The organism is Bradyrhizobium sp. GW821-FHT12B03 (assembly GCF_058807535.1).
Genome location: NZ_JBXAQU010000013.1, coordinates 75,736 through 100,101, shown reverse-complemented (window position 1 = coordinate 100,101; position 24,366 = coordinate 75,736). Strand labels below are relative to the sequence as shown.

Sequence of the window (24,366 nt, the reverse complement as noted above, 5' to 3'; positions counted from 1 at the left end):
TCTCGGGGACGTGACGCCCGGGATCGTGTGATCGCACCCCGGGTGGACAAGAGCGAGCTCCGTGTTGTGCGGAAACCTCGCAGCCGAGGGCCGGACACCCCCCCAATCGGCAACCTTAGAATGGTAGATGGGCCGGGAAGAGCCTGCAATGATGTGATGAATATTTTGGCAGGACGGCGCGACGGAGGCTGGTTTCCTCTACGCTTTTGCCCACTGCCGCCATTGATTTTGATGTTGCCGCCGAGCGGGCGCAACATTCCTGCGACAATATTCATAGTCGGAGGCGTGAGCATGTCGAACATCGCTAACCAAGCAAGCCTGGACGCCCGCATCGATGCCGAACAATTCGGCGTCACCAAGCCGCCTGTTGGGGAACGTGCCCTTGCCGGCGCTTATCTGACCGCAGTCGGAATCGCGACCATCTGTTGGCTCTATGTCATTGTGCGTGCCGCGATTGCCGTCATCAATTGGATGATGTTCAGCTAGATCACTGTCAGAAATTGACTGATCTTGACCAACGCGCAGAGGATCATTCCCCATAGCGCGAAATTTATCTGCAACGCCTCGATCATTGTTATCTCCCGCCCATTTGCCGTCGCGGCCGTCGCGTTCATTCGCGGCGCGATCTTGTTCCGTCATGCAATCTTTAATTGTGTCCTTGGTCTGAGTCGAATCCTAGGGAGAATCGGCGGTTCAGGAAATCCGTATGGCTACTGCTCCGGACGGCGGAGCCAGCCGAGCGGCCGCCATCTCCGTTCCCGGAGCAGCCGATCGATGTCGGCCGCCCAAAGGCAAAGAACTTGCGGCCGCCACCCGGCATCGCCAAGGCTTGGCCGGACAAATCGAGACTGCAGTCGACCTCAAGTGGCGTTACACTCATCCGCAGATTCCGAGCGACAGAGCGCGTTGTAGCCGCACATGACATCCGATCGACGGCCGATCCGAGTTCGGTGTTGCATCGTCGGCGGAGGACCTGCCGGCATGATGCTCGGCTACCTACTCGGGCGCGCCGGCATCGACGTCGTGGTGCTGGAGAAGCATGCGGATTTCTTTCGCGACTTTCGCGGCGACACCGTGCATCCCTCGACGCTTCAAGTGATGGACGAGCTCGGCTTGATCGACGGCTTCCTGAAGCTGCCGCATCAGCGCCTGCAGACGATGGACGGCCTGTTCGGCGGCACGCCGGTGCGGATCGCCGATCTGAGCCGGCTGCACACGAAGTACCCGTTCATCGCCTTCATGCCGCAATGGGACTTCCTGGATTTCCTGCGGGAGGCCGGCAAGCGCTTCACCTCGCTCAAGGTGATGATGGACACGGAAGTCGTCGATCTGATCCGGCGCGGCGAGACGATCGCCGGCGTGCGGGCGAGGACGCCCGACGGAACCATCGATATCGAGGCCGATCTCACCATTGCTTGCGACGGCCGGCATTCGACGGTGCGCGAGCGTGCCGGTCTCGAGGTCGAGGAGATCGGCGCACCGATGGACGTGCTCTGGTTCCGTGCCGGCCGCAAGGCGGACGAGACCGAGAACCTGTTCGCGCGCGTCGAGCCCGGCAAGATGATGATCACCTTCGACCGCGGCGACTATTGGCAATGCGCCTATGTCATCGCCAAGGGACAATATGAGGCCGTGAAGGCGAGGGGATTGCAGGCTCTGCGCGACGACGTCGTGCGCATGGCGCCGGTGCTTCGCAGCGGCATTGCCGATGTGAAGAGCTTCGACGATTTCAAGCTGCTCACCGTCGCGATCAACCGCCTGACGCGCTGGACGCGGCCGGGCCTGCTGTGCATCGGCGATGCCGCACATGCGATGTCGCCGATCGGCGGCGTCGGCGTCAATCTCGCCGTGCAGGATGCGGTCGCGACCGCGAACCTGCTCGCGGAAAAGCTTGCGCATGGTTGCCCAACCGAGGAGGAGCTCGATGCCGTGCGCCGCCGGCGCGCGTTCCCGGTGAAGATGACGCAACGCATGCAGGTGATCGTGCAGAACAACATCATCAGCGGCGCCTTGCAGGGCGGCGACCGGCCGCTGAAGGTGCCGCTGGCCGTGCGCCTCATCACCGCGGTGCCATGGCTGCAGGGCATTCCGGCGCGCCTGCTCGCGCTCGGCGTGCGGCCCGAGCACGTGCATTCGAAGGCCACGCCGGGATCGTAGCGCTACAATTCGGTAGGGATAACGTCGCGTTAAAGCGCGCGCGGCGCGTTGCGTGCGTGCAACAGCGCAATCGGATTCACGGACCGCGTCCTGCCAATCCGGCGTCTTAACTTTGTTGATTCAAATTTGAGTAAGACCTGCGTGTGAGCGTGCACCCATCAAAGGACACGGGATGTACCATGCGTAACAAATTGATTGCCGCCTTCGCCTGCACGACCGCTCTGGTCTCGACCGGTGCTGCCTCCGCCGCCGATCTCGGTGCGCGCTACACCAAGGCGCCCGCCTATGTCGAGCCGCTGTTCAACTGGACCGGTTTCTATGTCGGCGGCCATATCGGTGGCGCCTGGACCAACGAGCAGGCCATCAACAACGGGGTCGGTGCACCGTTTGGCGACCTCGCGCCCGGCGATAGCTTCCGCCAGCGCAGTTCGGGCATCATGGGCGGTGCCCAGATCGGCTACAACTGGCAGGCCAACAACTACGTGTTCGGCATGGAAGGCACAATCTCCGGCCTCGACAACAAGGGCACGGCAGTGAATACCACCATCGGTGCCGCTGACGACGTCTTCACCTGGCGCGCCAACGTGCTCGCGACCGTCGTCGGTCGTGCCGGCTTCGCCGTGCAGAACAACCTGTTCTACATCAAGGGTGGCTATGCTGGCGTGAACAACCGCCTCTCGGTCACCGACACGGTCGGAGTGGCGACGGGCTCGGGCGGTCAGACCCACTGGGCCAACGGCTGGACCGTCGGCGCCGGCTGGGAATACGGCATCACCCGCAACTGGATCGTCGGCCTCGAATACAATTACGCGGCCTTCGGCAGCCAGACCTATCAGCTCGGCGGCACCTCGGGTAACTACACCTTCGACGCCAAGCCGCGCGACATCCAGTGGGCCGTCGTGCGCGCCAGCTACAAGTTCGACGCGCCGGTCATCGCGCGCTACTGAGCAACAAACGACCAAGCAGCAAAAAAACGATCACGACCCAAATTCAAAGCCCCGGCATTGCCGGGGCTTCTTTTTTGCGTGCAGCTTTCCCGCGTGCGGGGTTGAACTCAAGCCATCACCGAGAACCCGCCGTCGACGGGGATCGCGGTGCCCGTGACGAAGTTCGAGGCGGGCGAGGCGAGGAACACGGCGATGCCGGCGAAGTCGTCGATCTCGCCCCAGCGCCCTGCGGGCGTGCGCGCCAGCACCCGCTCGTGCAATCCCGAGACCTGCTGCCGCGCGCCGCGGGTGAGGTCGGTGTCGATCCAGCCCGGCAGGATGGCGTTGACCTGGATGTTGTCGGGCGCCCAGGCATTGGCGCAGGCGCGCGTGTACTGCACGATGCCGCCCTTGCTCGCCGCATAGGCCGTCGCAAAGCTCGCGCCGAAGATCGACATCATCGAGCCGATGTTGATCACCTTGCCGTTGCCGGACGCCTTCAGCGCCGGATAAGCCAGCTTCGAGCAAAGGAAGGCGCTGGTGAGGTTGGTGTTGATCACCGTATTCCACTCGTCGAGTTCGAGCTCGTGCGGCGGCTTGCGGATGCTCATGCCGGCGTTGTTGATGAGGATGTCGATGCGGCCGAGTTCCTTGACGACGCGGTCGACCATCGCGGCGATGGCCGTCTTGTCGGTCACGTCGGTGGTGACGGCGATCGCCTTCACGCCGCGCTGTCTGAGATCGGCAACGGCCGTGGCCGACTTGGCTTCGTTGCGTCCGACCACGGCGATATTGGCGCCGGCGTCGGCGAGCCCGTGCGCCAGGCCGAGCCCGATGCCGCCATTGCCTCCCGTGACGATGGCGACCTTGCCGCGGAGATCGAACCGGCTGGATGTCATGCTTTCATTCCCTGGTTTCTTCTATTGGTTGCTTTGCCAGATCAGGACCAGCCCGAAACCGGCCGTGGCTGCGCCATAGCCGGCCCATTGCAGCTGGTTGACCATGAAGCTCGATCGCGGCCAGGGAACCGTACCGGTGCCCTGTCCGATCCAGAGCAGCCCGACGGCGAGGATAAACAGGCCTGCGATCAGCAGAAATCTGCGCATGCATTCCTCCCCGTTTGGTCTGCTTCTGTCGCGGCCCACGGCATCAATGTTTGCCGCGGCCACGAAAACTTCTCGCCAGACTAGCCGTAGCTTCGGTCAGGACACAATGGCCGTGGATGCAGGCCTGCCGGGAGGACGCATGTCGGTGCGCAAGATGATCCTGGGGGCGGTGGCCGCGACCGCGCTGGTTGCGGCCTATGCCGTCATGCCCCGTCATGCGGATCTGCGGGCGTTCGATCCTGCCGAAATGGCGCGGCTGGAGACCGCGATGTGGCGCGACTATTACGACAAGCGCTATGCCGCGCTGTTCTATCATCTCTACGAATCGATTCGGACGCAGTTCGGCTTTTCTCCGCTTCAAAGCCTGCTTGCCGCATTCAGCGCGGCCGAGGCCGCCAGGACGTTCCAGCCGACGCGGTCGCGCCAGGAGGCCGATGCGGCGCTGCCGGCCCTCGCGGCTTACTACCGCGCCTTTGCGCCAGCCGCACCGGTGGCGTTCGACGTCGGGGAGGCGGCCCGTCTCGAACTCGACTGGTGGCAGGCGCGCCGCGAGGCGGCGGCTCCGCGCGACTATGGCCTCACCATCGCTCGCGTGGCCGCGCTGACCTACGGCAAGGGCGCTGATGATTCCGGCATCAGGCAGTTCGGCATCGCCCGGGCGGAAGCCATGGCGCTTCGCGATGCGCGGGGCGAAGCGATCACCGATGCCGACTGGACGAAGATCGAGAACCAGCTTGGGGAGGCGTACCGGTCGCTCAAGGCAAGCGTCAGCCGCTGAAGCATCGCACAACGAAAAAGCCCCGGACGGTGCCGGGGCTTTGACGTCTGAATGTGAGGTCAGATCAGTACTTTGCGACGACCGGACCGGTCCAGTTGAAGCGGTAGACCAGCGAGGTGCTGATGGTCTGCACGAAGGGCTTGAAGGTGATGTCGCGGCCGTTCGAAATGTTTCCGACGTCGCTCAGCTCCGAGATGGCCTTCTTGTCGTAGTAGGCAGCACGATACTCGGTCTTCATGAACCAGCCGGGAGCAGAAACACCGAAGATGTTGAGGTTGTTCTCGACGCCGCCACCGACGAACCAGCCGCCGCGAGTGAAGCCGTCCGTGTGGAAGCCGCCCGGAACAGAGGTGATCGTGTTGAACAGCGTCGTACCCTTCCAGTGCGAGCTGGAGTAACCGGCGTTCACATAGGACAGCACGTTCGGAGCGACCAGATAGCCGAGACGCGCGCCTGCGGCCCACGAGTAGTCGTTCTTGATGTTGCCCGCGAAGAACGGACCCTGATCCTGGATCGTGCCCTTCAGGCTGCCGAATTGACCATCGGCGAACACGCCAGCAACCCAAGTGCCGCTGAACTGCCAGTCGTAACCGGCACCGACCGTACCGTACCAGCCGTTGCCGCCCTGCCGCTGATTGAAGCCAAGGAGCGGAGCGCCGGTCACCGTGGAGTCAACGCCGGTGTCAGCACTCCAGATGCCGCCGCCGCCACCGCCGAAGACGTAGAAGCCGGTCCAATTGGCAACCGGAGCAGCCATCGGGGCCTTCACGTAGGGACGGGCACCCAGGTCAGCGGCCGAGGCCGAACCGGTCATTGCCGCAACCGCGGTCAGAGCCAGCAAAATCTTCTTCATGATAAAATCCCCAACCTTGGTCTGTAGCAGGCGCGAGCGCACTGAAGTCCGTGTCATCTGATGCCGGAACTATAGACGGTTCTCGCTGAAATGCTGTTGCAGGGCAGGCACAGTCGCCGGAAAACGCCAGCCGGCCGGGCCTCGGGGCGGAGATCGCGGATTCGCGAAAAGAGGCATGATTCCAGTGCCTTAAGGGGTCCTTTGAAGTTGCGTTTCGGGTAAGGTTTCGTTAGCGAATTCAGCTTTGTCCGAAACGGAGGCAATCCTGCCTCAGCCTTGGCGCCCCCTGAGTCGCTGGCCGAGTCGCGGGCTGGCGTGCGGCGTGTCGCCGGTGGCGCCCCGCGTGAACCGCTGGGACAGGGCGGTATCGTCTCCAAAAACGAAAAAAGCCCCGGCTCAGCCGGGGCTTTTTGACCGGAGCGCGCGACGTCAGACGTCGAGCAGGTCGTCGTTGGCAAATTCGGCCTTATCCGAGATGAACGCAAATCGCGCCTCGGCCTTGGTGCCCATCAGGCGCTCCACCGAATCCGCCGTGGTGTCGCGGTCGTCGGCGAGCAGCACCACCTTCAGCATGGTCCGCTTGGCCGGATCCATGGTGGTCTCCTTGAGCTGCGCCGGCATCATCTCGCCGAGGCCTTTGAAGCGGTTCACCTCGACCTTGGCGTTGGCATTGAACGCGCTCTTGATCAGCTCTTCCTTGTGCTTGTCGTCGCGGGCGTAGACCGACTTCGTGCCGTGGGTCAGCTTGTAGAGCGGCGGCACCGCCAGGAAGAGGTGGCCCTCGTCGATCAGCCGCGGCATCTGCCGGTAGAAGAAGGTGATGAGCAGCGAAGCGATGTGGGCGCCATCGACGTCGGCGTCGGTCATGATGATGATGCGCTGATAGCGCAGATCCTCTTCGCGGTACTGCGCGAGCGTGCCGCAGCCGATCGCCTGCACGAGGTCGGACAGCTGGGCGTTCGCCGTCAGCTTGTCCTTGCCGGCGGAGGCGACGTTGAGGATCTTGCCGCGCAGCGGCAGCACCGCTTGCGTCTTGCGGTCGCGCGCCTGCTTGGCGCTGCCGCCGGCCGAGTCGCCCTCGACGATGAAGAGCTCAGAGCCATCGGTGCCGGCGTCGGTGCAGTCGGCGAGCTTGCCGGGCAGGCGCAGCTTCTTGCCGGCGGTCTTGCGTGCGGTTTCCTTTTCCTGACGGCGGCGAAGCCGTTCCTCGGCGCGGTCGATCACGAAATCGAGCAGCCGGTTGGCCATGTTCGGATTGCCCGACAGCCAATGGTCGAACGGATCCTTCATCGCCTGTTCGACGATGCGCTGTGCCTCGGCGGTGGCGAGACGATCCTTGGTCTGGCCCTGGAATTCAGGCTCGCGCACGAACACCGAGAGCATCACGGCTGCGCCCACCATCACGTCTTCCGAGGTGATGGACGAGGCGCGCTTGCCCTGGCCGACGCGCTCGGCGTGATCCTTCAGGCCGCGCAGCAGCGCGCTGCGCAGGCCCGATTCATGCGTACCGCCATCGGGCGTCGGCACGGTGTTGGTGTAGGAGGAGAGAAAACCGTCGGCATCCGCGGTCCAGGCAACAGCCCATTCGCAGGCGCCATGCGCGCCGTTGCGCCCCGACTTGCCGGAGAAGATGTCGGGATGCACCAGCGTGTCGGCGTGGATCGCGGCGGCGAGATAATCCTTCAACCCGCCGGGGAAGTGGAACGTCGCTTCCGCCGGCACGTCCTCGACGCCCTTGAGCAGCTCGGGCGCGCAATTCCAGCGAATCTCGACACCGCCGAACAGATAGGCCTTGGAGCGCGTCATCTTGAACAGACGCTGCGGCTTGAACGCGGCCTTAGGCCCGAAGATGTCGGTATCGGGCTTGAAACGCACGCGCGTGCCGCGGCGGTTGTTGATCTTGCCGAGATCCTCGAGCTTGCCCTTTGGATGGCCGCGCTCGAACGTCATGCGGTAGAGCTTCTGGCTGCGCGCGACCTCGACCTCGAGCAGCGAGGAGAGGGCGTTCACCACGGAGATGCCGACGCCGTGCAGGCCGCCCGAGGTCTCATAGACCTTGGAGTCGAACTTGCCGCCCGAATGCAGCGTGCACATGATGACTTCGAGCGCCGACTTCTTCGGGAACTTCGGATGCGGATCGATCGGGATGCCGCGGCCGTTGTCGGTGACGGTGAGAAAACCGTCCGCGCTGAGTTCAACGCCGATGAAGGTTGCGTGCCCGGCCAGTGCCTCGTCCATCGAGTTGTCGATGACTTCGGCGAACAGGTGATGCAGCGCCTTCTCGTCGGTGCCGCCGATATACATGCCGGGCCGGCGCCGCACCGGTTCCAGGCCTTCGAGGACCTCGATGTCGGCTGCGGTGTAGTCGGCTTCGCCGCCGGTTGCCCGCGAGGCCGCCTTGGCGGGCGCACGAGGCTTCGGCTCGTTGCCTTCAAACAGGTCGTCTTTTGCTTTGGTTTTCAACTGCTTGGACATATGTCTTGATGCGTTTTGAGGGCCGCGTGGGCGGCGAATCGGTTGGCGTGACTATGCCATGGCTGGCCGGAAAAGGGTGGCATCGGGGGCTGGGTCGGTGCCTCGTTGAGGGCCAATCCCGGCTATTTTGCGCCGAAACGCGCGCATTCCCGCCGATTTGACGATCCAGCCGCGCCTGGTCGGGCTTTGTGACTTGATGTCACGCGAGCCCTCGTCCTACCAGTCTTTCCCATCGAGTGGAACCTGTGACGGGGCGGGAAGGCGATCTGGAATGGAGCAGTTTGCGCACGCGCTGGCCGACTTCGTGCGCGCTCACCAGGCCTGGGCGGCTCCGATCGTGTTCCTGCTGGCATTCGGGGAATCGCTCGCCTTCATCTCGCTCCTGGTCCCGGCCTGGGGCGCGCTGGTCGCCATCGGCGCGCTGATCGGGGCGAGCGGCATCAGCTTCTATCCGGTCTGGATCGCCGGCGGCCTCGGCGCGGCGCTCGGCGACTGGGTCTCCTATTGGTTCGGCTTCCGCTACAAGGAGAAGGTCGCCCAGATGTGGCCGCTCTCGCGCTATCCCGAACTGCTTCCGAAGGGGGAGGCCTTCGTGCGGAGCTGGGGCGTGCCCAGCATCTTCATCGGGCGCTTCTTCGGCCCCTTGCGCGCCTCCGTGCCGCTCGCCGCCGGCATTTTCGAGATGCCTTATTGGAGCTTCCAGGCCGCCAATTTCGTCTCGGCGCTGGTCTGGTCGGCGGCGCTGCTGCTGTTCGGCGATGTGATCGCCAAGCTGATGGAATGGCTCTGGCGGGTGATTTGACACCTGAACCTTGACGGGAACCAGATCTGGCCCTATAGCCCCGCGCCATGATCAACGCCGCGACCATCCTGTTCGCCCGTCGCCGCCGCCGCTCCTTAGCGGTTTGGGCGGTCGATCGCGTTTGAGATCATCGTCTTTGCCGCTGGACCCGATCCGCGGCATTCTCTCTCCTGTCAGCGCGATCTGATCCGGCGGCCCCCAAGGAGGCCCAGCAGGAGACCACGATGTACACGCCCCCCTTTTTCAAGCCGGACCGCGCCGCCAGCCTGAAGTTCGCCGACGCGCGCGGCTTCGGCACCATGTGCGCCTTCGACGGCCACAAGCCGGTCGCCTCGCCGCTGCCGTTCTACCTGACCTATGCCGATGACGGCACGCCGCAGGCTGCCTTTCATGTTGCCCGTCACAATCCGCTGCTAAGGCTTGCGGACGGGACGGCCTCCTGGCTGCTCGCGGTCAACGGCCCCGATGCCTATGTCTCGCCGGACTGGTACGTCTCGCCGGACCAGGTGCCGACCTGGCTCTACCAGTCGGTGCATCTGACCGGGCCGGTGCGGCTGCTGTCGGATGACGAGCTGTCGGTGCAGATCGATACGCTCAGCGACAAGTTCGAGAGCTGGCTATCGCCGAAGAAGCCGTGGACGTCTGGAAAGATGACGGCGGGCCGGCTCGAGGCAATGAAGAAGGCGATCGTGGGCCTGGTCATGACGGTTGAAGAGGTCGAAGGCAGCTTCAAGCTCAACCAGCACAAATCCGACGCCGATTATACTGCGATCGCCAATGCGCTCGGCGCGCAAGCCCATGCCGACGCCCGAGAGATCGCGCAGCTGATGCAGGACGTGAGGCCGGAAGCCTTCGCGGCCGAAACCAACAAGCTCGAAAGGAGCGCGCCATGAGCCTCACGGACACCACCAAAGCCCCGACCACCGGCGTCACCAGGAAGCCCGCCACCGTCTTCGTCGACGGCGGCTCCGGCACCACCGGGCTCGGCATCAACGAGCGGCTGAAGCTCCAGAACGACGTCGTCGTGAAGACCATTGCCGACGACAAGCGCAAGGATCCCGCGGCCAAAAAGGCGCTGATGGAGCAGGTCGATCTCGTCATCCTCTGCCTGCCGGATGATGCTGCCAAGGAGACGGTTGCGTTGGTGGACAGCATGGGCACCTCTGCGCCGAAAGTGCTGGACGCCTCGACCGCCTACCGGGTCGCGCCGGACTGGGCCTATGGCTTTGCCGAGATGACGCCGGACCAGGCCGGCAAGATCAGGGCCGCGAAGAAGGTCTCCAATCCAGGCTGCTACCCGACCGGTGGCATCGCGCTGCTGCGGCCGATCGTCGATGCCGGGCTGCTGCCATCAGATTATCCCGTCACCGTCAATGCGGTGAGCGGTTATTCCGGCGGCGGCAAGTCGATGATCGCGAGCTTCGAAGATGGCAGCGCGCCGTCCTTCGAGCTCTACGGCCTCGGCTTCGAGCACAAGCATCTGCCGGAGCTGCAGCTCTATTCGAACCTGACGCGGCGGCCGATCTTCATTCCCTCGGTCGGCAACTACCGGCAGGGCATGCTGGTGTCGGTCCCGCTCCAGCTCGACACGCTGCCGGGCAAGCCGAGCGGTGCGGGTCTGCAGGCCGCGCTGGCCAGACGCTACGCCGGCTCGAAATACGTCTCGGTAATGCCGCTCCAGAACGAGGCGACCAAGGGCGGCCGGCTCGAGCCGGAGGCGCTCAACGAGACCAACATGCTCGAGCTCTACGTCTTCGCCAGCGACAAGTACCACCAGGCGGTGCTGGTGGCCCGGCTCGACAATCTCGGCAAGGGTGCCTCGGGCGCGGCCGTGCAGAACATGCGGCTGATGCTGGGATTGCCGGAGGAGTAGGGCAGTCTTGTGCCCCCGGACGCAGCGCAGCGCCTTGGCGGTGCGCTGCAGAGCCGGGGCCCGAAACGCTGGCTCCGGGAGTGTCATGACAAATGGATGAGCCTACGCTCGCGTTCTATCGGAGTAACGCCGAGGCCTATGCCGGCTGGGCGAAGGCCCCCTCGACGCGGCTGAGCGGCTTTCTCGCGTTGCTGCCGCCGGGAGGCGCAATCCTCGAGCTCGGCTGCGGTGCCGGCAATCATTCGGCGGTGATGCTGGCCGAAGGCTTTTCGGTGCGTGCGACCGACGGCTCGCCGGAAATGGCCGAGATCGCGTCGCGGCGGCTTGGTCATCCCGTCGAGGCGATGCTGTTCGATCAGCTGGACGCGCAAGAGGCCTATGACGGCGTCTGGGCGAGCGCCTGCCTGCTGCATGTCCCACGCGACGACCTCGCCGGCATCCTCGGACGAATTCATCGCGCGCTCAAACCGTCAGGCGTGTTCTATGCCAGCTACAAGATGGGCGAGAGCGACGGACGCGACAGCCTCGGGCGCTACTACAACTACGCATCGCCTGAATGGCTTGAAGCGACCTACGCCAGCGCGGGTCCGTGGATCACGCTGACATCCGACACCAACGTGATCCAGAGTTTCGACGAGACGCCGGCCAATATGCTCAATCTCGTCGTGCGGAAGGCTGCGGCCTGATCCTTCTGATGTCCGAGAGATCGCCGGCGCCGATCATGCGGCGATCCATTCCAGCAGGGCGTTCTGCGCATGCAGCAGATACGCTTTCGCCACCGTGCTCTGGCACGTGGCATGGCTCATCGCATCGGCCGTGACCTCCTGGCCCCTGGTCACCGGCGGACAGGGGAGGAAAATCGCATCGGGCCGGCATTTGTCGAGCAGCGAGGCAGATATCCGGTAGCTTGCGAGTTGCTCGTCGTGCGCCCCGCCGAGCCAGCAATCCGTGATGATCACGTCCGCATCGTACAACGCGTCGAGATCGGTGCTGGCGGTGAACCCCGGACTTGCGATGTCCCGGATATGCCAATGCGCCGGATAGGCCTGGGTCACCTTGATCGGCAAGGCGATGGAGGCTTCAACCCACGAGCGAAGGATGTTGGCATCGGGCGCCACGCCGACGACCTTCAGCCCCTCAAGCGTTCCTCGCTTGCCGCTGACATAAGCGAGATCGCCCAGCGTCTCGCAAGGGTGATTCGATCGCGTTCTCGCATTGACGACTGGCGCGGTCGCGTTCGATGCAAGCTCCTGCAAGGTCGACAATTCGGGGGTGCGCACGATCAGGATGTCGAACCAGTTGTCGAGATATTTGGCGAGATCAGCCGTCGTCTCATGGACATTGAATCTCACTGGAGGCTGCACACAGATGCCGCCCATGGCCTTCACGCCAAGGTCGAACGCGGTCGTATTCCTCCATCCGCTGTCGTCCGCGATGATGGCCACGCGCTTGCCGATGAGACTTTGCGGCATGGAACGATCCTTCCACGCCGCAGCCAGGACCTGCGCGCGGTCGGCGATGGACAGGATCGTGTCCGCGCCGAGGTCGTGGAAATGAACGAAATCCCGAGGAGAATCGCTAGGCATGAGCGCACATCCCGGCGCGCCTAGAACACCCTGAAGATCGCCAGCGCCAGCACGGCCTGGGCGAGGAAGCCGACGGTGAAGGCGAGGGTGCGGAACACCGGCAGGCCGAGCGCATAGACGATCAGATGCGCGACGCGGGACCAGAAATAGACGGCGCAGGCAAGCACGGTCCATTTCGAGGAATAGTCGATCGCGTTCAGGATCAGGACCAGCGGCGCGAAGATCACGAGGTTCTCGACCGCGTTGTCATGCGCGAACATCAGCCGGTTGGCCCATTCGGCATGCGGCTTGTCGTTGCGCGAGGGATTGGCCATGGCGCCGCCGAGGCCGCGGACCTGACAGCGGTTGAGGACATAGGGAATCCAGAGGATTCCGGTGAGGATCACCGTCAGTGTCAGCCAGAACAATTCACGCGTCATAACCCGGTCCCCTCATCCGTCACTGTGCTGAAAGCGAGCTTATACAAGCGCGCAAGATTGCGCTATGCGCAAGGAAGCTCCCGCTACGCGCGAACCCGGACATAGCTGCCGGGTGCATCCTCGATCGGCGGGAGCGCCTCGCTGCCGACTGCGCGCGCCGGGACTTCCTCGGGATCGAGCTCGCCCAGCCATTGCCGCCAGTCCGGCCACCACGAGCCCTTGTGCTCGACCGCGCCCTTCATCCATTCGGCGACGCTGACGTCCTTGATGTTGTCGTTGGTCCAGTACTGGTACTTGTTGGAGGCAGGCGGGTTGACCACGCCGGCGATGTGGCCCGAGCCCGACAGCACGTATTTCACGGGGCCGCCGAAGAATTGCGAGCCGTACAGCACCGACTCGGCCGGTGCGATGTGATCCTCGCGGGTGGCGAGGTTGTAGACGGGCACCATGACCTTGGAGAGATCGAGCAGCGTGTTGTCGAGCACCATCGTGCCGGTCGACAGCCGGTTCTCCAGGTAGCAATTGCGCAGGTAATAGGAATGGTTCGACGCGGTCATGCGCGTCGCGTCCGAATTCCAGTGCAGCAGGTCGAACGCGCTCGGCTGCTGGCCCTTCAGATAGTTGCTGACGACGTAGGACCAGATCAGGTCGTTGGAGCGCAGCATGTTGAAGGCCATCGCCATCTTCGAGCCTTCGAGCACGCCGGCGGCCTTCATGTCCTGCTCGAGCGATGCGATCTGCTCCTCGTCGACGAACACGAGGAGATCGCCGGCATGGGTGAAGTCGACCTGCGCCGCGAAGAACGTCGCCGACGACACCCGCTGGCGGCGCTTCTCGGCGAGCCAGGCCAGCGTGGTCGCGAGCATCGTGCCGCCGACGCAATAGCCGGCGGTGTGCACCTTCATCTCGCCGGTGACCTTCTCGATCACGTCCATCGCCGTGAGCGGGCCTTCCTTCATGTAGTCTTCCCAGCTCTTGTTGCCGAGCCGCTTGTCGGGATTGACCCATGAGATCACGAACACGGTGATGCCCTGGTCGACGCACCACTTGATGTAGGACTTCTCCGGCTTGAGATCGAGAATGTAGAACTTGTTGATCCAGGGCGGCACGATCAGGAGCGGGGTGCGCAGCACGTTCTCCGTGGTCGGAGAATACTGGATGAGCTGCATCATCTCGTTCTGGTAGATCACCTTGCCGGGTGTCGTCGCCATGTTGACGCCGACGACGAGATTGTCTGGGTTGGACTGGCGGATCTTCAGCATGCCCTTGCCGGCCGCGATGTCCTCGGCCAGCATCGTCAGGCCGCGCGCCAGATTTCCGCCGCTGCTGGCCACCGTCTCGCGCAGCACCTCCGGATTGGTCAGCACGAAGTTCGACGGCGACAGCGCGTTGGTCAGCTGCTGCATATAGAACTCCGCCTTGCGGCGTGTCGGCGGATCGAGCCCCTCGGCATCCCGCACCAGCTCCTGCGCCCACTTCGTCGTGAGCAGATAGAGCTGCATCACGAAATCGAAGAACTGGTTCGACTTCCATTCCGGATCGGCAAAGCGCTTGTCGCGCGGCGATGGAGCGATCGCGGGCGGGGCGTCCTGACCGGCCATGCGGCGCGTCGCCGAACCCCAGAGGTCGAGATAGTCCTTGGCGAGCTTGGTCTGGAGATCGGAGGAGCGGGACGTATCCGACAGCCAATATTCGGCGACCGAGGCGAAGGTCTTGACGACTTCGGTAAGCTCGGCCGGCGGACGGTCCTGCACCTCGCCGCTCTCGCGCGGCTTGAGGTAGGCGGCCAGCGCCTTGCCGCCGCTCTCCATCGCCCGCGCGACATTCATCGCGAAGGCTTCGGCATCGAACTTCGTCTCGGGTTTGGGCGTGTCAGTCGTGGCCATACTCATGAGCAGAACAGTAACGATTCATTCCGTATTCGTCACCGCGAAGCTCGCATCTTTGACGTTAAACACTCTCGAAGATGTGTTGCACTGCGACAAATCTTCTTGGTTCCGTCACAATCGAGCCGCACCGCTCGGTTTGGTGGACCCGGGGTGTTTTCTCGCTCGCACCATTTGGGCAGCAATGGTTTGAGCTTGGGCGCGGTCTTGGGTAAGGTTGCCCCGGGGCCGTGCTTTGGGACGAGTAGGGGATTTCCCAAGTGTTGGCGTTGAGGGACCTGCAAAAGTCGCTGCTGATCGGTGGCGCGCTGCTGAGCGTGGCGTTCGCGCTAGGCGGCTGTTCGAGTCAGCTTGCGGATATGACGCCCGCGGATGCACAGGCGCATCCCCGGGAGCCCAGCACCTATTTGCCGGTGCATGATCTGCCGCCGGAGCGTGATCAGGCGATCATCCCGCCGGACCAGCGCGCCAAGATCGAGGCCGAGCTTGCCGCCGCGCGCGACCGCCAGGCTGCCGCCGCCAAGGACGCCAAATGAGGCGGTGCAAGGTAATCGCTGGCGCGACCGCCTTGCCGTGCTAAAAAGACCTCAGTTCAGCCGAGAGTCAGGGCGAACGACTTCAGCTTCCGTCGTTGAAAATTGCTCCAAGTATTTGATTTTGGGTAATTTTCTCGAAGGGGGTGGCGCGTCTCCGAGCCGCCGCCATGGCCTGTCGATTCTGTCCTGACCGGTTGCCCGGAGCCCAGAGAGCCATGGAAGATTTTTACCGCATCCGCCGCCTTCCGCCTTACGTGTTCGAGCAGGTCAACCGGGCCAAGGCAGCGGCGCGGAATGCCGGCGCCGATATCATCGACCTCGGCATGGGCAACCCGGACCTGCCGGCACCGCCGCATGTGCTGGAGAAGCTCAAGGAGACGCTCGGCAAGCCGCGCACCGACCGCTATTCGGCCTCCCGCGGTATCCCTGGCCTGCGCAGGGCCCAGGCCGGCTACTATGCCCGTCGCTTCGGCGTGAAGCTCAACCCCGACACCCAGGTCGTCGCGACGCTCGGCTCGAAGGAGGGGTTTGCCAACGTGGCCCAGGCGATCACCGCGCCGGGCGACGTCATCCTCTGTCCGAACCCGAGTTACCCGATTCACGCCTTCGGCTTTTTGATGGCGGGCGGTGTGATCCGCTCGGTGCCATCGGAGCCGACGCCGCAGTTCTTCGAGGCCGTGGAACGGGCGATCGTGCATTCGATCCCGAAGCCGCTGGCGCTCGTCGTCTGCTACCCCTCGAACCCGACCGCCTATGTCGCGAGCCTCGACTTCTACAAGGACCTCGTCGCCTTCGCGAAGAAGCACGAGATCCTGATCCTGTCCGATCTCGCTTATGCCGAGGTCTATTTCGACGAGAACAACCCGCCGCCCTCGGTGCTCCAGGTGCCGGGCGCGATGGACGTCACCGTCGAGTTCACCTCGATGTCGAAGACCTATTCGATGGCCGGCTGGCGCATGGGCTTTGCGGTCGGCAATGAGCGCGTCATCGCAGCGCTCGCCCGCGTCAAATCCTATCTCGACTACGGCGCCTTCACGCCGGTGCAGGTCGCCGCGACCGCCGCACTGAACGGCCCGGACGATTGCATCAAGGAGATGCGCGACACCTATCGCAAGCGCCGCGACGCGCTGGTCGAATCGTTCGGCCGTGCCGGTTGGGAAATTCCGCCGCCGGAGGCCTCGATGTTCGCCTGGGTGCCGCTGCCGGAGGCCTTCCGCAGCGTCGGCAGCATGCAGTTCGCGACCCTCATGGTGGAGAAATCCGGCGTCGCAGTGTCGCCCGGGGTCGGCTTCGGCGAGCATGGTGAAGGATATGTCCGCATCGCCATGGTGGAAAACGAGCAACGGATCAGGCAGGCCGCGCGCGGCGTGCGCCGCTTCCTTGAAAGCGGCATCGAAACGTTGCACAACGTCGTTCCGCTCGCCAACCGGCGCTAATTCTCTTCGACAGGTTTTCTGAAGGCATCATGGTCGCACCCCTGAAAGTGGGCATAGCGGGGCTCGGCACTGTGGGTGCCGAAGTCGTCCGTTTGATTGAAACGCAGGGGCGTGTGCTCGCGGGCCGCAGCGGTCGCGGCATTCGTGTCGTCGCCGTCACCGCACGCTCGAAGGCCAAGAAGCGCGGTGTCGACCTGCGCGGGGTCGAATGGGCGAAGGATCCGATGGCGCTGGCCACGCATCCCGAGGTCGACTGCTTCGTCGAGCTGATGGGCGGCGCGGGCGATCCCGCGCTCTCCGCGGTCGAGGCCGCGCTGAACGCCGGCAAGTCCGTCGTCACCGCCAACAAGGCGCTGCTCGCCAAGCATGGACTCAAGCTGGCGAAAGCCGCCGAAAAGCACGGCGGCGCGCTGAATTTCGAGGCAGCCGTCGGCGCCGCGATCCCCGTCATCAAGACGTTACGCGAGGGTCTTGCGGGAACCGGCATCAACCGCGTCTATGGCATTCTCAACGGCACCTGCAATTACATCCTGACGCGGATGGAGCAGGAAGGCCTGTCGTTTGCCGAGTGCCTCAAGGATGCGCAGCGGCTCGGCTATGCCGAGGCCAATCCGTCCTTCGACGTCGACGGCCACGACACCGCGCAGAAACTCGCCATTCTCGCCAGCCTCGCTTTCGGCACGAAAGTTGCTCAAAGCGCGGTGTATGTCGAAGGTATCTCCTCCATCGCGCCGGAAGATCTGCGCGCGGCCGCCGATCTTGGCTACCGCGTCAAGCTGCTCGGCGTTGCGGTCCGCACCGCCAAGGGCATCGAGCAGCGCGTGCATCCGACCATGGTTCCCAAATCCTCCTCGATCGCGCAGGTGATGGGTGTCACCAATGCGGTCACGATCGATGGCGAGGGCATCCCGCCGATCACGCTGGTCGGCCCCGGTGCTGGCGGTGCTGCGACCGCATCCGCCGTGGTCGCCGACATCGCCGACGTCGCGCGCGGCATCCGCGCCAATCCGTTCGGCCGGCCGATCTCGCACCTGCGCGACACCAAGAAGGCACCGATGGAGCGCCACGAGGGCGGCTATTACATCCGCCTGCTGGCGCGCGATTTTCCCGGCACCGCGGCGGCAATCGCGACCCGGCTGGCAGAACAGAAGATTTCGATCGAGTCGATCGTGCAGCGCCATCCCAATGGCGGCGCCGCGCCGGCGAACGGCAAGGCGGTCCCCGTGCCCGTCATCCTGATCACCTATGCGACGCACGAAGACGCCGTGCGCCGCGCGCTCGCTGCCGTGCAGCGCGACAAGGTGATCAGTGGACGGCCGCAGGTGATCCGGATCGAGAAGAACTGAGGCGGTCGTTCAGACGAACGAACCGTGGGCGTTGCGAATTGATGTGGGCAGAGACTTCTGTCCCGAACTGTCTAAAGGAGTTAGCCGATGTCGACCCATATTTCAGTCCCGCCGCAAGCGTTGCTCGAGCGCATCCTCACGCTGGAGATCGTGCGGGTGACCGAGCGGGCGGCAGTATCGTCGGCGCGGCTGCGCGGGCACGGTAACGAGAAGGCGGCCGACCAGGCCGCGGTTGACGCGATGCGGCGCGAGCTCAACAAGCTGCCGATCGAAGGCACCATCGTGATCGGCGAGGGCGAGCGCGACGAGGCGCCGATGCTCTTCATCGGCGAGAAGGTCGGCATGAACGCCGGCCCGCAGGTCGACATCGCGGTCGACCCGCTCGAAGGCACAACGCTGTGCGCCAAGAACATGCCGGGCTCGATCGCCACCATGGCGATGGCCGACGGCGGCACGCTGCTGCACGCCCCCGACGTCTACATGCAGAAGCTGGCGATCGGTCCCGGCTACGACAAGGGCGTCGTCGAGCTCGACGCCACGCCTGCCGAAAACGTCCGCCGGCTCGCCAAGGCCAAGGGCGTCCAGCCTGATGGCATCACCGTTCTCGTGCTCGACCGTCCGCGCCATGCCAGCATCATCGAGAGCGTGCGCTCGACTGGCGCCGCCGTGCGTCTGATCACCGACGGCGACGTTGCCGGCGTGATCCATTGCGCCGACCCCGACAACACCGGCGTCGACATGTATCTCGGCACCGGCGGTGCGCCGGAAGGCGTGCTCGCGGCCGTGGCGCTGCGCTGCATCGGCGGCCAGATGCAGTGCCGCCTCATCCTCGATTCCGACGAGAAGCGCGAGCGCGCCGCCAAGATGGGCGTCAACGATCCCAAGATGATCTACGGCATCGAGGACATGGCGCGCGGCGATTGCCTGTTCGCCGCCACCGGCGTCACCACGGGCTCGCTGCTGTCAGGCGTCAAGTTCCGCAAGGACGGCGTCATCGAGACCGAGACGGTGGTGATGCGCTCCGTCACCGGCACCGTCCGCTACATCAAGGCCGAGCATCGCGAACTGGCGAAGTTCCACCTCGACTGACGCAGCGACCGTCCCCGCGCGCGATCGTTCGGCTGCTCCGGTCGGACGCCCGCCGCGAACTGATCCATCGTCTGTCAGCTACGGGCTGCGGGCCGGCGCAGGCATGAACAGGAACGCGTCGCACAAGGTCAGGCCGAGCTTGGCAGCCAGCTGAAGCTGGCCGACGTCCTCGGCCCAGGGCTGGAGAATGGACCGCGCTGACGCCATGTCTCCGCTCGCGAGCGCACGGCGCGCGTTCGTGTCGGCCTCGGCATAGATGTCGGTTGCGATCATGCCGGACAGCGCCTGCGAGATGCCTTGATCGAAGGTCTCGAGGCGAACCTCCGATTGATAGTGATCCGGCCTGAGCCTGATTTGGTTCTCGGCCTGTGCCGGATCGAAAAGCCCGACCTTGCCCAGCATGACGAGCAACGGATGATTTAGGGCGATGGTGGCGGGAATGATCGGATAGGTCCTGATTCTCCCCGATCGATCATCAAGGGATGAGAATGAAATGACCGGCCCGATGTTGAAGCGCGAGTTGCGGTGGAGCACCGCAACGCGATGTTCGATCTCGGAGTCGGCCTCGAACACCGCGCCGCTCTTCGGTCCATTGTCCAGGCCGTTTCCGATGAGGTATGCCGACAGCTGGGCGACACGGGCGGTGACGGTGTATTGATCGAGCCCATCCACCTCGAACTCAATCTCGCGTCCGGTGAATGCGGACAGTCCGACCGTATAGGCTCCTATGGTCTTGCCCGAACGGTAGGGGACGATCTCCATCCACAATGCGAACGGTTGATCCGGATAAGGGGCAAACGCGCTGCGTGACTGCTCCAGCCACATCGCGGGTGAACGGCCGACGTTTCCCCGCCAGACGACGGCGACGACATCAGCCAGTGCCGCGACCACGGCCCCCACAAAGGCTGTCGCGAGGCGCGTATTCTCGGCAAACCCCAGCGCCTTCAGTTCAGCGTTGCTTTCGGCGGGGCCCATCGGCGAGACGATGAGGTGCGCACGATGGCGGCCGGCGGCGTGGAGCGCTTCCGGCCACAGCCAGGAGGCCCGCTGCCACAGTTGCTGATCGAAAGGTATGGGCGCCGGCATCATCAGGATCGTCATGAGATGATCGCCGGCACGGATGAATATCGGATCGTCGGCGCCGTCGCTCGGTGCGACCGTGCTGCGGCTCCACCGCAAGTCGGGATGACGAGCGCGCAACGTCCGGATCAACGTCTCCTCGTCCGGGAGGCGGGCATCCTCGAGCAAAATGTATGCGACAGGGATGGTTGTCATGGCAGATGCATACGCGCCCCCGACTGATTGAGGCATAACATTGCTCGTCGCGGGCGAACTTGATGTGGCGGGCAACCGCTATTGTTGCATGAAAGGGATCATGCTTTAAAGCCCTCGATGTCGACCGGAGCCAACCGGGCGCAGGAAAATCAGCGGAGCCAAGCATGACCACGACGTCCGATCTCACCGCCGTCAAGGCCCTCGTCTTCGACGTGTTCGGCACCGTGGTGGACTGGCGCACCAGCCTGATCACCGACTTCATGTGGTGGAGCAAGCAGCGCGGCATCACGGCCGACTGGACCGCTCTGGTCGACGGCTGGCGTGGCATGTACATGGCCTCGATGGACGACGTGCGCAAGCATCCCGAGCGCGGCTACGTCATGCTCGACGATCTGCACCGCCGCTCGCTGGAAAGGCTGGTCGAGCAATTCACGATCAGGGGCCTCACCGAGGCCGATCTCGACTACCTCACCAAAGGCTGGCACCGCCTGCATCCCTGGCCCGACAGTGTGGCGGGGCTAACGCGGCTGAAGTCGAAATTCGTCATCTCGCCGCTGTCGAACGGCAACGTCGCGCTGCTCACCAACATGGCGAAGTTCGCTGGCCTGCCGTGGGACCTCGTCATGTCGGCCGAGCTGTTCGAGCACTACAAGCCCGATCCCGAGACGTATCTCGGTGCCGCGCGGCTGCTTTGCCTCAAGCCGGAACAGGTGATGATGGTCGCCGCCCACAACGGCGATCTCGCCGCCGCGCAGAAGAACGGGCTGAAGACCGCGTTCGTGGCGCGCCCGACGGAGTATGGGCCGTTGCAGAAGGTGGATTTCGAGGCGACCGGCAACTGGGACATCGTCGCCAAGGATTTTGGCGGGATCGCGGACAAGCTCGGCTGCTGATCTCATCGTGCTTCAGGGCGCTCGCTGACAACCCTTGCGCTGCGCGTTTCACGCGCCTCCTTCCGCGCGGGTCCTGGCCGCCTGCCAGACTTTGCTGAGCAGGGACGGGACAAGGCCGTGCGCAGGGCACTGATTCCAGGCTCCGGCAAAGAATGCGAAGCCCGGGTCGGAGGCACGTTGCTGGCGGGCATCTTCGACCGCGAGCAGGATCAACGTCCGTGACCGCAGCCGGGTCATACCGACGGAGTCTCCGTCGCGCGCCTCGCGGACCACGCGCGCTGGGGCCCGCAGGGTGCGAAGCATCGCATCCTGCGGTTCGATCTTGGCCAGATTGTCACCGTGGAGTGCCAGCTCGCGCATCAGCTCGATCGATGTGACGATGTTGTCCATGGCGAGCGCAGTTGCGTGCGCGCACGCCATGTCGCCTTGCGAGGCAGCCTCGATTCGATCGAGCGAGGCTTTGAGGGCGCCACTGCGCCTGATCCAGTAGGCCCGCAGCGGCCAGGCCGACAGCCAGGCCTGCAACGTGCGCGCGGCTGCGTAGGACTCCTCGCTCGCAGCATAGTTGGTGCAGAAGAGCCGGCCGACCGCCTGCTGAACAGCGACGCCTATGCTGCGATGCGCGTGGCCACCGCCGACGTAGTTGCCGAGCTCGGCGATCTCCGGCGCGATCCGTTGCAACAGCGGCTCGATCTTCGAAAGCTTGGATTCGAGCGCCTGCTGATGCGCCGCGCGCAACGGATCGTGCCGGTCACGAAACGCCGGCCAGATGTCGCCATCGGGCGTGCGGAAAACCGCGAGCTTTGCCGCGACCGAGCGATTGAACAGGCCGCCGCGGCCGGACGGCGAGCGAGTGATCATGCCCGCGTCGTTGACGCGGAGCAGCTCGTCCGGATCGCGCACGATGGCGAGGCGGACGAGGCCCGGAATGGTGAGGATGAAGGCCATGGTTCAGCCTCGCAGCACGTTCCAGGGGGCAAAGGCGTTGTTGACGCCCTCGAGCGCCGGGCCGAGCTGCGGCACATGGCGCAGCAGCACCGATTTCATTCCGTTGTTGTGGATCCAGTCCAGCCCGAAGTCGGTGTAGACTTCCGCCCGGTAGTCGTCGGTGAAGAAGCGGTCGCTCTTGAGACGCCGCGATGCCATCAGGATGAAGATGCGGAAGGCGGTATCGCTGAAGCCAAAACCGTCGGGCAGGTCCTCGGCCAACAGCCCGACCAACAGATCAACGCGGTCGACGTCGCCCTTGTAGATCGCGCGCATCTTCTCGGCCGCGCCGGAGATGCTGGTGATTTCCTCGAATGTCCCGACCCGCTTCTTGCCGACCAACTCGCGGAAGCGGTTGTAACGCGGCACGCCGCGCTCGCGGTCACGCATGATGTCGATCGCGGCGATGTCGAGCAGCGGCTGGCCGTCCTTTTTGAACTGGCGGAGGAAGTTCGGGTAATTATGCAGGCGAATGGCGCCGGGATAAGCGGTGCCGAACGAGTACAGCAGGTCGACGAAGCCGTGCGTCTGCATGAATTCGCGGGAGGCGCGCCCCTGCATATCGACCAGGTCGAAAGCCTCGGCCTTTGTGGTATCGAGCCGCCGCACATCCATCTTGTCCGGGATCAGCGGGTGCAGGCGGTAGACCGCGGTGAATTCCTCGGTCATCGCATAGGGTGCGCTATGCTGGTCCGTTGGAGAGCGGATGATGCCATAGGCGGCTTCGCTGTTCTTGCCGAGTACCGCCTGCAGCACCCGGTACGGAATCCCCGACCAGTTGGCATGCATGCTGAAGTCCAGCGCGGGGTGGCCGAGGATGCCCGGCGTCCATTCGATGGTGTGGATCTTCGCGATCAGGGCCGCGTTGATCAGGCGCGCACGCTGGAATAGCTCCTCGTCATTCCAGGTCGGATACCGCGTCTTCAGGCCATCGCAGATGACATTGTGCTCGCGTGCGAAGAGATTGTGCAGCAGGCTGAGCCCGACCCACCAATTGTCGTTGAAGCCGGTGAGGTCGGCGCCCGGATGAACTGGATCGGCAGGCAGCATTCCATCGTCGCCGACCTTGATTTTTCCGTCGGCCTTGGAGCGGATTTGCTCCTGTCTTTCGCGATTGCTGCCATAGATCTGTCCGGCGTCCCACCAGTGCGAGTTGAAATTGCGGAATGTCGGGGTCGCGCCGAGCCATGGTTCACGTGGCGTCCCGTCGCAGACAGTGCGGCGGATCTGCATGCAGCCGCCGACCCGTTCTTCATGGGGCCAGGTATCGTCCGGCTCCAGCGGGATCTTGAACTCGTTTTCCGGCCCGGGCACCCCATGGCTGAACCAGTTGTGCGTTTCGAACTGGATCCAGGCGGCGGCCAACAGGTTGAGGCTGGTCGCGGGAATGAAGCTGTCGCGCGCCAGCAATTCCTTCGAAATCACGCGCGGGCTGGGTTCGAGCAGGTCGTCGATGCCGTCCGGCACGCATTCCGGCAGCGGGAAATTACGTCCGAACCGGGCGCCCGCCATGCCCATGCGCGGGTGGTCGAGGCTGTTGAACGAGCCGTCGGCGGAACGCCACCGTTCATTGCCTGCGCTCCAGCCAGGCGATGTCGTGCCGTAGCCCGTATGGTGAAGGTTGTGCTCCCGCAGCCGGTCGCGGAAGACCGAAAGATTGGCAGCTCCGAGCAGGGTCGGCAGGTGGTCCCATCTGACAAAGAAGTTGATGGCCCGATAGACAATATCCAGGATCCCCTGGAGCAGGCCACGATGGGAGACAAAACCATCGTTCTCGCGGGACATTGACGCTCCCAAATGCAATTGCGTGAAATAAATTCGACTTGCAACTAGTAAATGTAGTTCAATAGCACCAAAATGCCCGTTTGCCAACGCGACCTGCTGGCGGCTGCGGTCGCCCGGTCGTTCAATTTCCCTCTGTCGGTTGAATGTCTGCTTGGATA

23 protein-coding genes are annotated in these 24,366 nt (G+C 64.1%); 13 read left to right on the top strand and 10 right to left on the bottom strand.

Going from position 1 to position 24,366, the window contains the following annotated elements; translation table 11 throughout:
- Nucleotides 1-291 precede the first annotated feature (291 nt).
- From AC1RUR_RS23925 to AC1RUR_RS23915, 3 genes are all read left to right on the top strand, one after another.
- The gene (locus tag AC1RUR_RS23925; RefSeq protein WP_492848481.1) at nucleotides 292-486 is read left to right on the top strand and encodes a hypothetical protein; all 195 of its coding nucleotides are present in this window, start codon (nucleotides 292-294) and stop codon (nucleotides 484-486) included.
- Between the two features lie 432 nt (nucleotides 487-918).
- On the top strand, nucleotides 919-2,157 hold the full coding sequence (locus AC1RUR_RS23920) for an FAD-dependent oxidoreductase (RefSeq protein ID WP_492848479.1): 1,239 nt from the start codon (nucleotides 919-921) through the stop codon (nucleotides 2,155-2,157).
- A 179-nt stretch (nucleotides 2,158-2,336) separates the two neighbouring features.
- On the top strand, nucleotides 2,337-3,104 hold the full coding sequence (locus AC1RUR_RS23915; protein WP_492848477.1) for an outer membrane protein: 768 nt from the start codon (nucleotides 2,337-2,339) through the stop codon (nucleotides 3,102-3,104).
- Nucleotides 3,105-3,211: 107 nt separating this feature from the next.
- Here the strand turns inward: AC1RUR_RS23915 and AC1RUR_RS23910 are convergent, their stop codons facing one another.
- Nucleotides 3,212-3,982: an SDR family NAD(P)-dependent oxidoreductase gene (locus AC1RUR_RS23910; RefSeq protein ID WP_492848474.1), complete on the bottom strand. Its 771-nt coding sequence runs from the start codon at nucleotides 3,980-3,982 to the stop codon at nucleotides 3,212-3,214.
- Nucleotides 3,983-4,003: 21 nt separating this feature from the next.
- Entirely contained in the window at nucleotides 4,004-4,189 is a 186-nt protein-coding gene (locus AC1RUR_RS23905; RefSeq protein ID WP_492848472.1) for a hypothetical protein, read from the bottom strand.
- 139 nt (nucleotides 4,190-4,328) lie between these two features.
- Between AC1RUR_RS23905 and AC1RUR_RS23900 the strand changes: the two genes are divergently transcribed.
- On the top strand, nucleotides 4,329-4,967 hold the full coding sequence (locus AC1RUR_RS23900) for a hypothetical protein (RefSeq protein WP_492848470.1): 639 nt from the start codon (nucleotides 4,329-4,331) through the stop codon (nucleotides 4,965-4,967).
- A 64-nt stretch (nucleotides 4,968-5,031) separates the two neighbouring features.
- Here the strand turns inward: AC1RUR_RS23900 and AC1RUR_RS23895 are convergent, their stop codons facing one another.
- A complete protein-coding gene (locus AC1RUR_RS23895; RefSeq protein ID WP_492848468.1) occupies nucleotides 5,032-5,820 on the bottom strand; it encodes an outer membrane protein in 789 nt (262 codons plus the stop codon).
- Nucleotides 5,821-6,249: 429 nt separating this feature from the next.
- Nucleotides 6,250-8,295 carry a DNA topoisomerase IV subunit B gene (gene parE / locus AC1RUR_RS23890; RefSeq protein WP_492848466.1) on the bottom strand — a complete coding sequence of 682 codons (2,046 nt, stop codon included), beginning with the start codon at nucleotides 8,293-8,295 and terminating at the stop codon, nucleotides 6,250-6,252.
- Nucleotides 8,296-8,566: 271 nt separating this feature from the next.
- On the opposite strand from parE, the gene AC1RUR_RS23885 reads away from it, so the two are divergent.
- The 4 genes from AC1RUR_RS23885 to AC1RUR_RS23870 all read left to right on the top strand — a co-directional run bounded on the left by AC1RUR_RS23885 (nucleotide 8,567) and on the right by AC1RUR_RS23870 (nucleotide 11,656).
- Complete coding sequence (locus AC1RUR_RS23885; RefSeq protein WP_492848464.1) at nucleotides 8,567-9,097, top strand: DedA family protein; 531 nt, start codon at nucleotides 8,567-8,569, stop codon at nucleotides 9,095-9,097.
- 224 nt (nucleotides 9,098-9,321) lie between these two features.
- Entirely contained in the window at nucleotides 9,322-9,990 is a 669-nt protein-coding gene (locus tag AC1RUR_RS23880; protein WP_492848462.1) for an FMN-binding negative transcriptional regulator, read from the top strand.
- A complete protein-coding gene (argC, locus tag AC1RUR_RS23875; protein WP_492848460.1) occupies nucleotides 9,987-10,970 on the top strand; it encodes an N-acetyl-gamma-glutamyl-phosphate reductase in 984 nt (327 codons plus the stop codon). Before AC1RUR_RS23880 ends, argC begins: the two co-directional genes overlap by 4 nt.
- A 92-nt stretch (nucleotides 10,971-11,062) precedes the next feature.
- Nucleotides 11,063-11,656, top strand: a complete 594-nt coding sequence (locus AC1RUR_RS23870; protein WP_492848458.1) for a class I SAM-dependent methyltransferase — start codon at nucleotides 11,063-11,065, stop codon at nucleotides 11,654-11,656.
- Nucleotides 11,657-11,689: 33 nt separating this feature from the next.
- On the opposite strand, the gene AC1RUR_RS23865 is transcribed toward AC1RUR_RS23870, so the two are convergent.
- The 3 genes from AC1RUR_RS23865 to AC1RUR_RS23855 form a co-directional block, all read right to left on the bottom strand.
- Nucleotides 11,690-12,556 (bottom strand): Rossmann-fold NAD(P)-binding domain-containing protein, encoded by an 867-nt coding sequence (locus tag AC1RUR_RS23865; protein ID WP_492848456.1) that lies wholly within the window; start codon nucleotides 12,554-12,556, stop codon nucleotides 11,690-11,692.
- A 20-nt stretch (nucleotides 12,557-12,576) separates the two neighbouring features.
- Nucleotides 12,577-12,975, bottom strand: coding sequence for an MAPEG family protein (locus AC1RUR_RS23860; protein WP_492848454.1), 399 nt, complete (start codon nucleotides 12,973-12,975; stop codon nucleotides 12,577-12,579).
- A gap of 83 nt (nucleotides 12,976-13,058) precedes the next feature.
- Nucleotides 13,059-14,867: a PHA/PHB synthase family protein gene (locus AC1RUR_RS23855; RefSeq protein WP_492848452.1), complete on the bottom strand. Its 1,809-nt coding sequence runs from the start codon at nucleotides 14,865-14,867 to the stop codon at nucleotides 13,059-13,061.
- Between the two features lie 254 nt (nucleotides 14,868-15,121).
- On the opposite strand from AC1RUR_RS23855, the gene AC1RUR_RS23850 reads away from it, so the two are divergent.
- The 4 genes from AC1RUR_RS23850 to glpX all read left to right on the top strand — a co-directional run bounded on the left by AC1RUR_RS23850 (nucleotide 15,122) and on the right by glpX (nucleotide 19,268).
- Nucleotides 15,122-15,397, top strand: coding sequence for a hypothetical protein (locus tag AC1RUR_RS23850; protein ID WP_492848450.1), 276 nt, complete (start codon nucleotides 15,122-15,124; stop codon nucleotides 15,395-15,397).
- 215 nt (nucleotides 15,398-15,612) lie between these two features.
- Entirely contained in the window at nucleotides 15,613-16,833 is a 1,221-nt protein-coding gene (locus AC1RUR_RS23845) for an LL-diaminopimelate aminotransferase (protein ID WP_492848448.1), read from the top strand.
- Between the two features lie 29 nt (nucleotides 16,834-16,862).
- Entirely contained in the window at nucleotides 16,863-18,179 is a 1,317-nt protein-coding gene (locus AC1RUR_RS23840) for a homoserine dehydrogenase (RefSeq protein ID WP_492848446.1), read from the top strand.
- Between the two features lie 87 nt (nucleotides 18,180-18,266).
- Nucleotides 18,267-19,268: a class II fructose-bisphosphatase gene (gene glpX, locus AC1RUR_RS23835; protein ID WP_492848443.1), complete on the top strand. Its 1,002-nt coding sequence runs from the start codon at nucleotides 18,267-18,269 to the stop codon at nucleotides 19,266-19,268.
- A 78-nt stretch (nucleotides 19,269-19,346) separates the two neighbouring features.
- On the opposite strand, the gene AC1RUR_RS23830 is transcribed toward glpX, so the two are convergent.
- A complete protein-coding gene (locus AC1RUR_RS23830; RefSeq protein ID WP_492848441.1) occupies nucleotides 19,347-20,480 on the bottom strand; it encodes a hypothetical protein in 1,134 nt (377 codons plus the stop codon).
- Between the two features lie 227 nt (nucleotides 20,481-20,707).
- Between AC1RUR_RS23830 and AC1RUR_RS23825 the strand changes: the two genes are divergently transcribed.
- Nucleotides 20,708-21,436 carry a haloacid dehalogenase type II gene (locus tag AC1RUR_RS23825; RefSeq protein WP_492848439.1) on the top strand — a complete coding sequence of 243 codons (729 nt, stop codon included), beginning with the start codon at nucleotides 20,708-20,710 and terminating at the stop codon, nucleotides 21,434-21,436.
- A gap of 48 nt (nucleotides 21,437-21,484) precedes the next feature.
- Here the strand turns inward: AC1RUR_RS23825 and AC1RUR_RS23820 are convergent, their stop codons facing one another.
- On the bottom strand, nucleotides 21,485-22,384 hold the full coding sequence (locus AC1RUR_RS23820) for a hypothetical protein (protein WP_492848437.1): 900 nt from the start codon (nucleotides 22,382-22,384) through the stop codon (nucleotides 21,485-21,487).
- A 3-nt stretch (nucleotides 22,385-22,387) separates the two neighbouring features.
- Nucleotides 22,388-24,295: a peroxidase family protein gene (locus AC1RUR_RS23815; protein ID WP_492848435.1), complete on the bottom strand. Its 1,908-nt coding sequence runs from the start codon at nucleotides 24,293-24,295 to the stop codon at nucleotides 22,388-22,390.
- Between the last annotated feature and the right edge of the window lie 71 nt (nucleotides 24,296-24,366).

Excerpts from the sequence above, each read along its gene's own strand:
- AC1RUR_RS23925 (WP_492848481.1), top strand. The coding sequence starts at position 292 with ATGTCGAACATCGCTAACCAAGCAAGCCTGGACGCCCGCATCGATGCC.
- AC1RUR_RS23920 (WP_492848479.1), top strand. The coding sequence starts at position 919 with ATGACATCCGATCGACGGCCGATCCGAGTTCGGTGTTGCATCGTCGGC.
- AC1RUR_RS23915 (WP_492848477.1), top strand. The coding sequence starts at position 2,337 with ATGCGTAACAAATTGATTGCCGCCTTCGCCTGCACGACCGCTCTGGTC.
- AC1RUR_RS23910 (WP_492848474.1), bottom strand. The coding sequence starts at position 3,982 with ATGACATCCAGCCGGTTCGATCTCCGCGGCAAGGTCGCCATCGTCACG.
- AC1RUR_RS23905 (WP_492848472.1), bottom strand. The coding sequence starts at position 4,189 with ATGCGCAGATTTCTGCTGATCGCAGGCCTGTTTATCCTCGCCGTCGGG.
- AC1RUR_RS23900 (WP_492848470.1), top strand. The coding sequence starts at position 4,329 with ATGTCGGTGCGCAAGATGATCCTGGGGGCGGTGGCCGCGACCGCGCTG.
- AC1RUR_RS23895 (WP_492848468.1), bottom strand. The coding sequence starts at position 5,820 with ATGAAGAAGATTTTGCTGGCTCTGACCGCGGTTGCGGCAATGACCGGT.
- parE (WP_492848466.1), bottom strand. The coding sequence starts at position 8,295 with ATGTCCAAGCAGTTGAAAACCAAAGCAAAAGACGACCTGTTTGAAGGC.
- AC1RUR_RS23885 (WP_492848464.1), top strand. The coding sequence starts at position 8,567 with ATGGAGCAGTTTGCGCACGCGCTGGCCGACTTCGTGCGCGCTCACCAG.
- AC1RUR_RS23880 (WP_492848462.1), top strand. The coding sequence starts at position 9,322 with ATGTACACGCCCCCCTTTTTCAAGCCGGACCGCGCCGCCAGCCTGAAG.
- argC (WP_492848460.1), top strand. The coding sequence starts at position 9,987 with ATGAGCCTCACGGACACCACCAAAGCCCCGACCACCGGCGTCACCAGG.
- AC1RUR_RS23870 (WP_492848458.1), top strand. The coding sequence starts at position 11,063 with ATGGATGAGCCTACGCTCGCGTTCTATCGGAGTAACGCCGAGGCCTAT.
- AC1RUR_RS23865 (WP_492848456.1), bottom strand. The coding sequence starts at position 12,556 with ATGCCTAGCGATTCTCCTCGGGATTTCGTTCATTTCCACGACCTCGGC.
- AC1RUR_RS23860 (WP_492848454.1), bottom strand. The coding sequence starts at position 12,975 with ATGACGCGTGAATTGTTCTGGCTGACACTGACGGTGATCCTCACCGGA.
- AC1RUR_RS23855 (WP_492848452.1), bottom strand. The coding sequence starts at position 14,867 with ATGAGTATGGCCACGACTGACACGCCCAAACCCGAGACGAAGTTCGAT.
- AC1RUR_RS23845 (WP_492848448.1), top strand. The coding sequence starts at position 15,613 with ATGGAAGATTTTTACCGCATCCGCCGCCTTCCGCCTTACGTGTTCGAG.
- AC1RUR_RS23840 (WP_492848446.1), top strand. The coding sequence starts at position 16,863 with ATGGTCGCACCCCTGAAAGTGGGCATAGCGGGGCTCGGCACTGTGGGT.
- glpX (WP_492848443.1), top strand. The coding sequence starts at position 18,267 with ATGTCGACCCATATTTCAGTCCCGCCGCAAGCGTTGCTCGAGCGCATC.
- AC1RUR_RS23825 (WP_492848439.1), top strand. The coding sequence starts at position 20,708 with ATGACCACGACGTCCGATCTCACCGCCGTCAAGGCCCTCGTCTTCGAC.
- AC1RUR_RS23820 (WP_492848437.1), bottom strand. The coding sequence starts at position 22,384 with ATGGCCTTCATCCTCACCATTCCGGGCCTCGTCCGCCTCGCCATCGTG.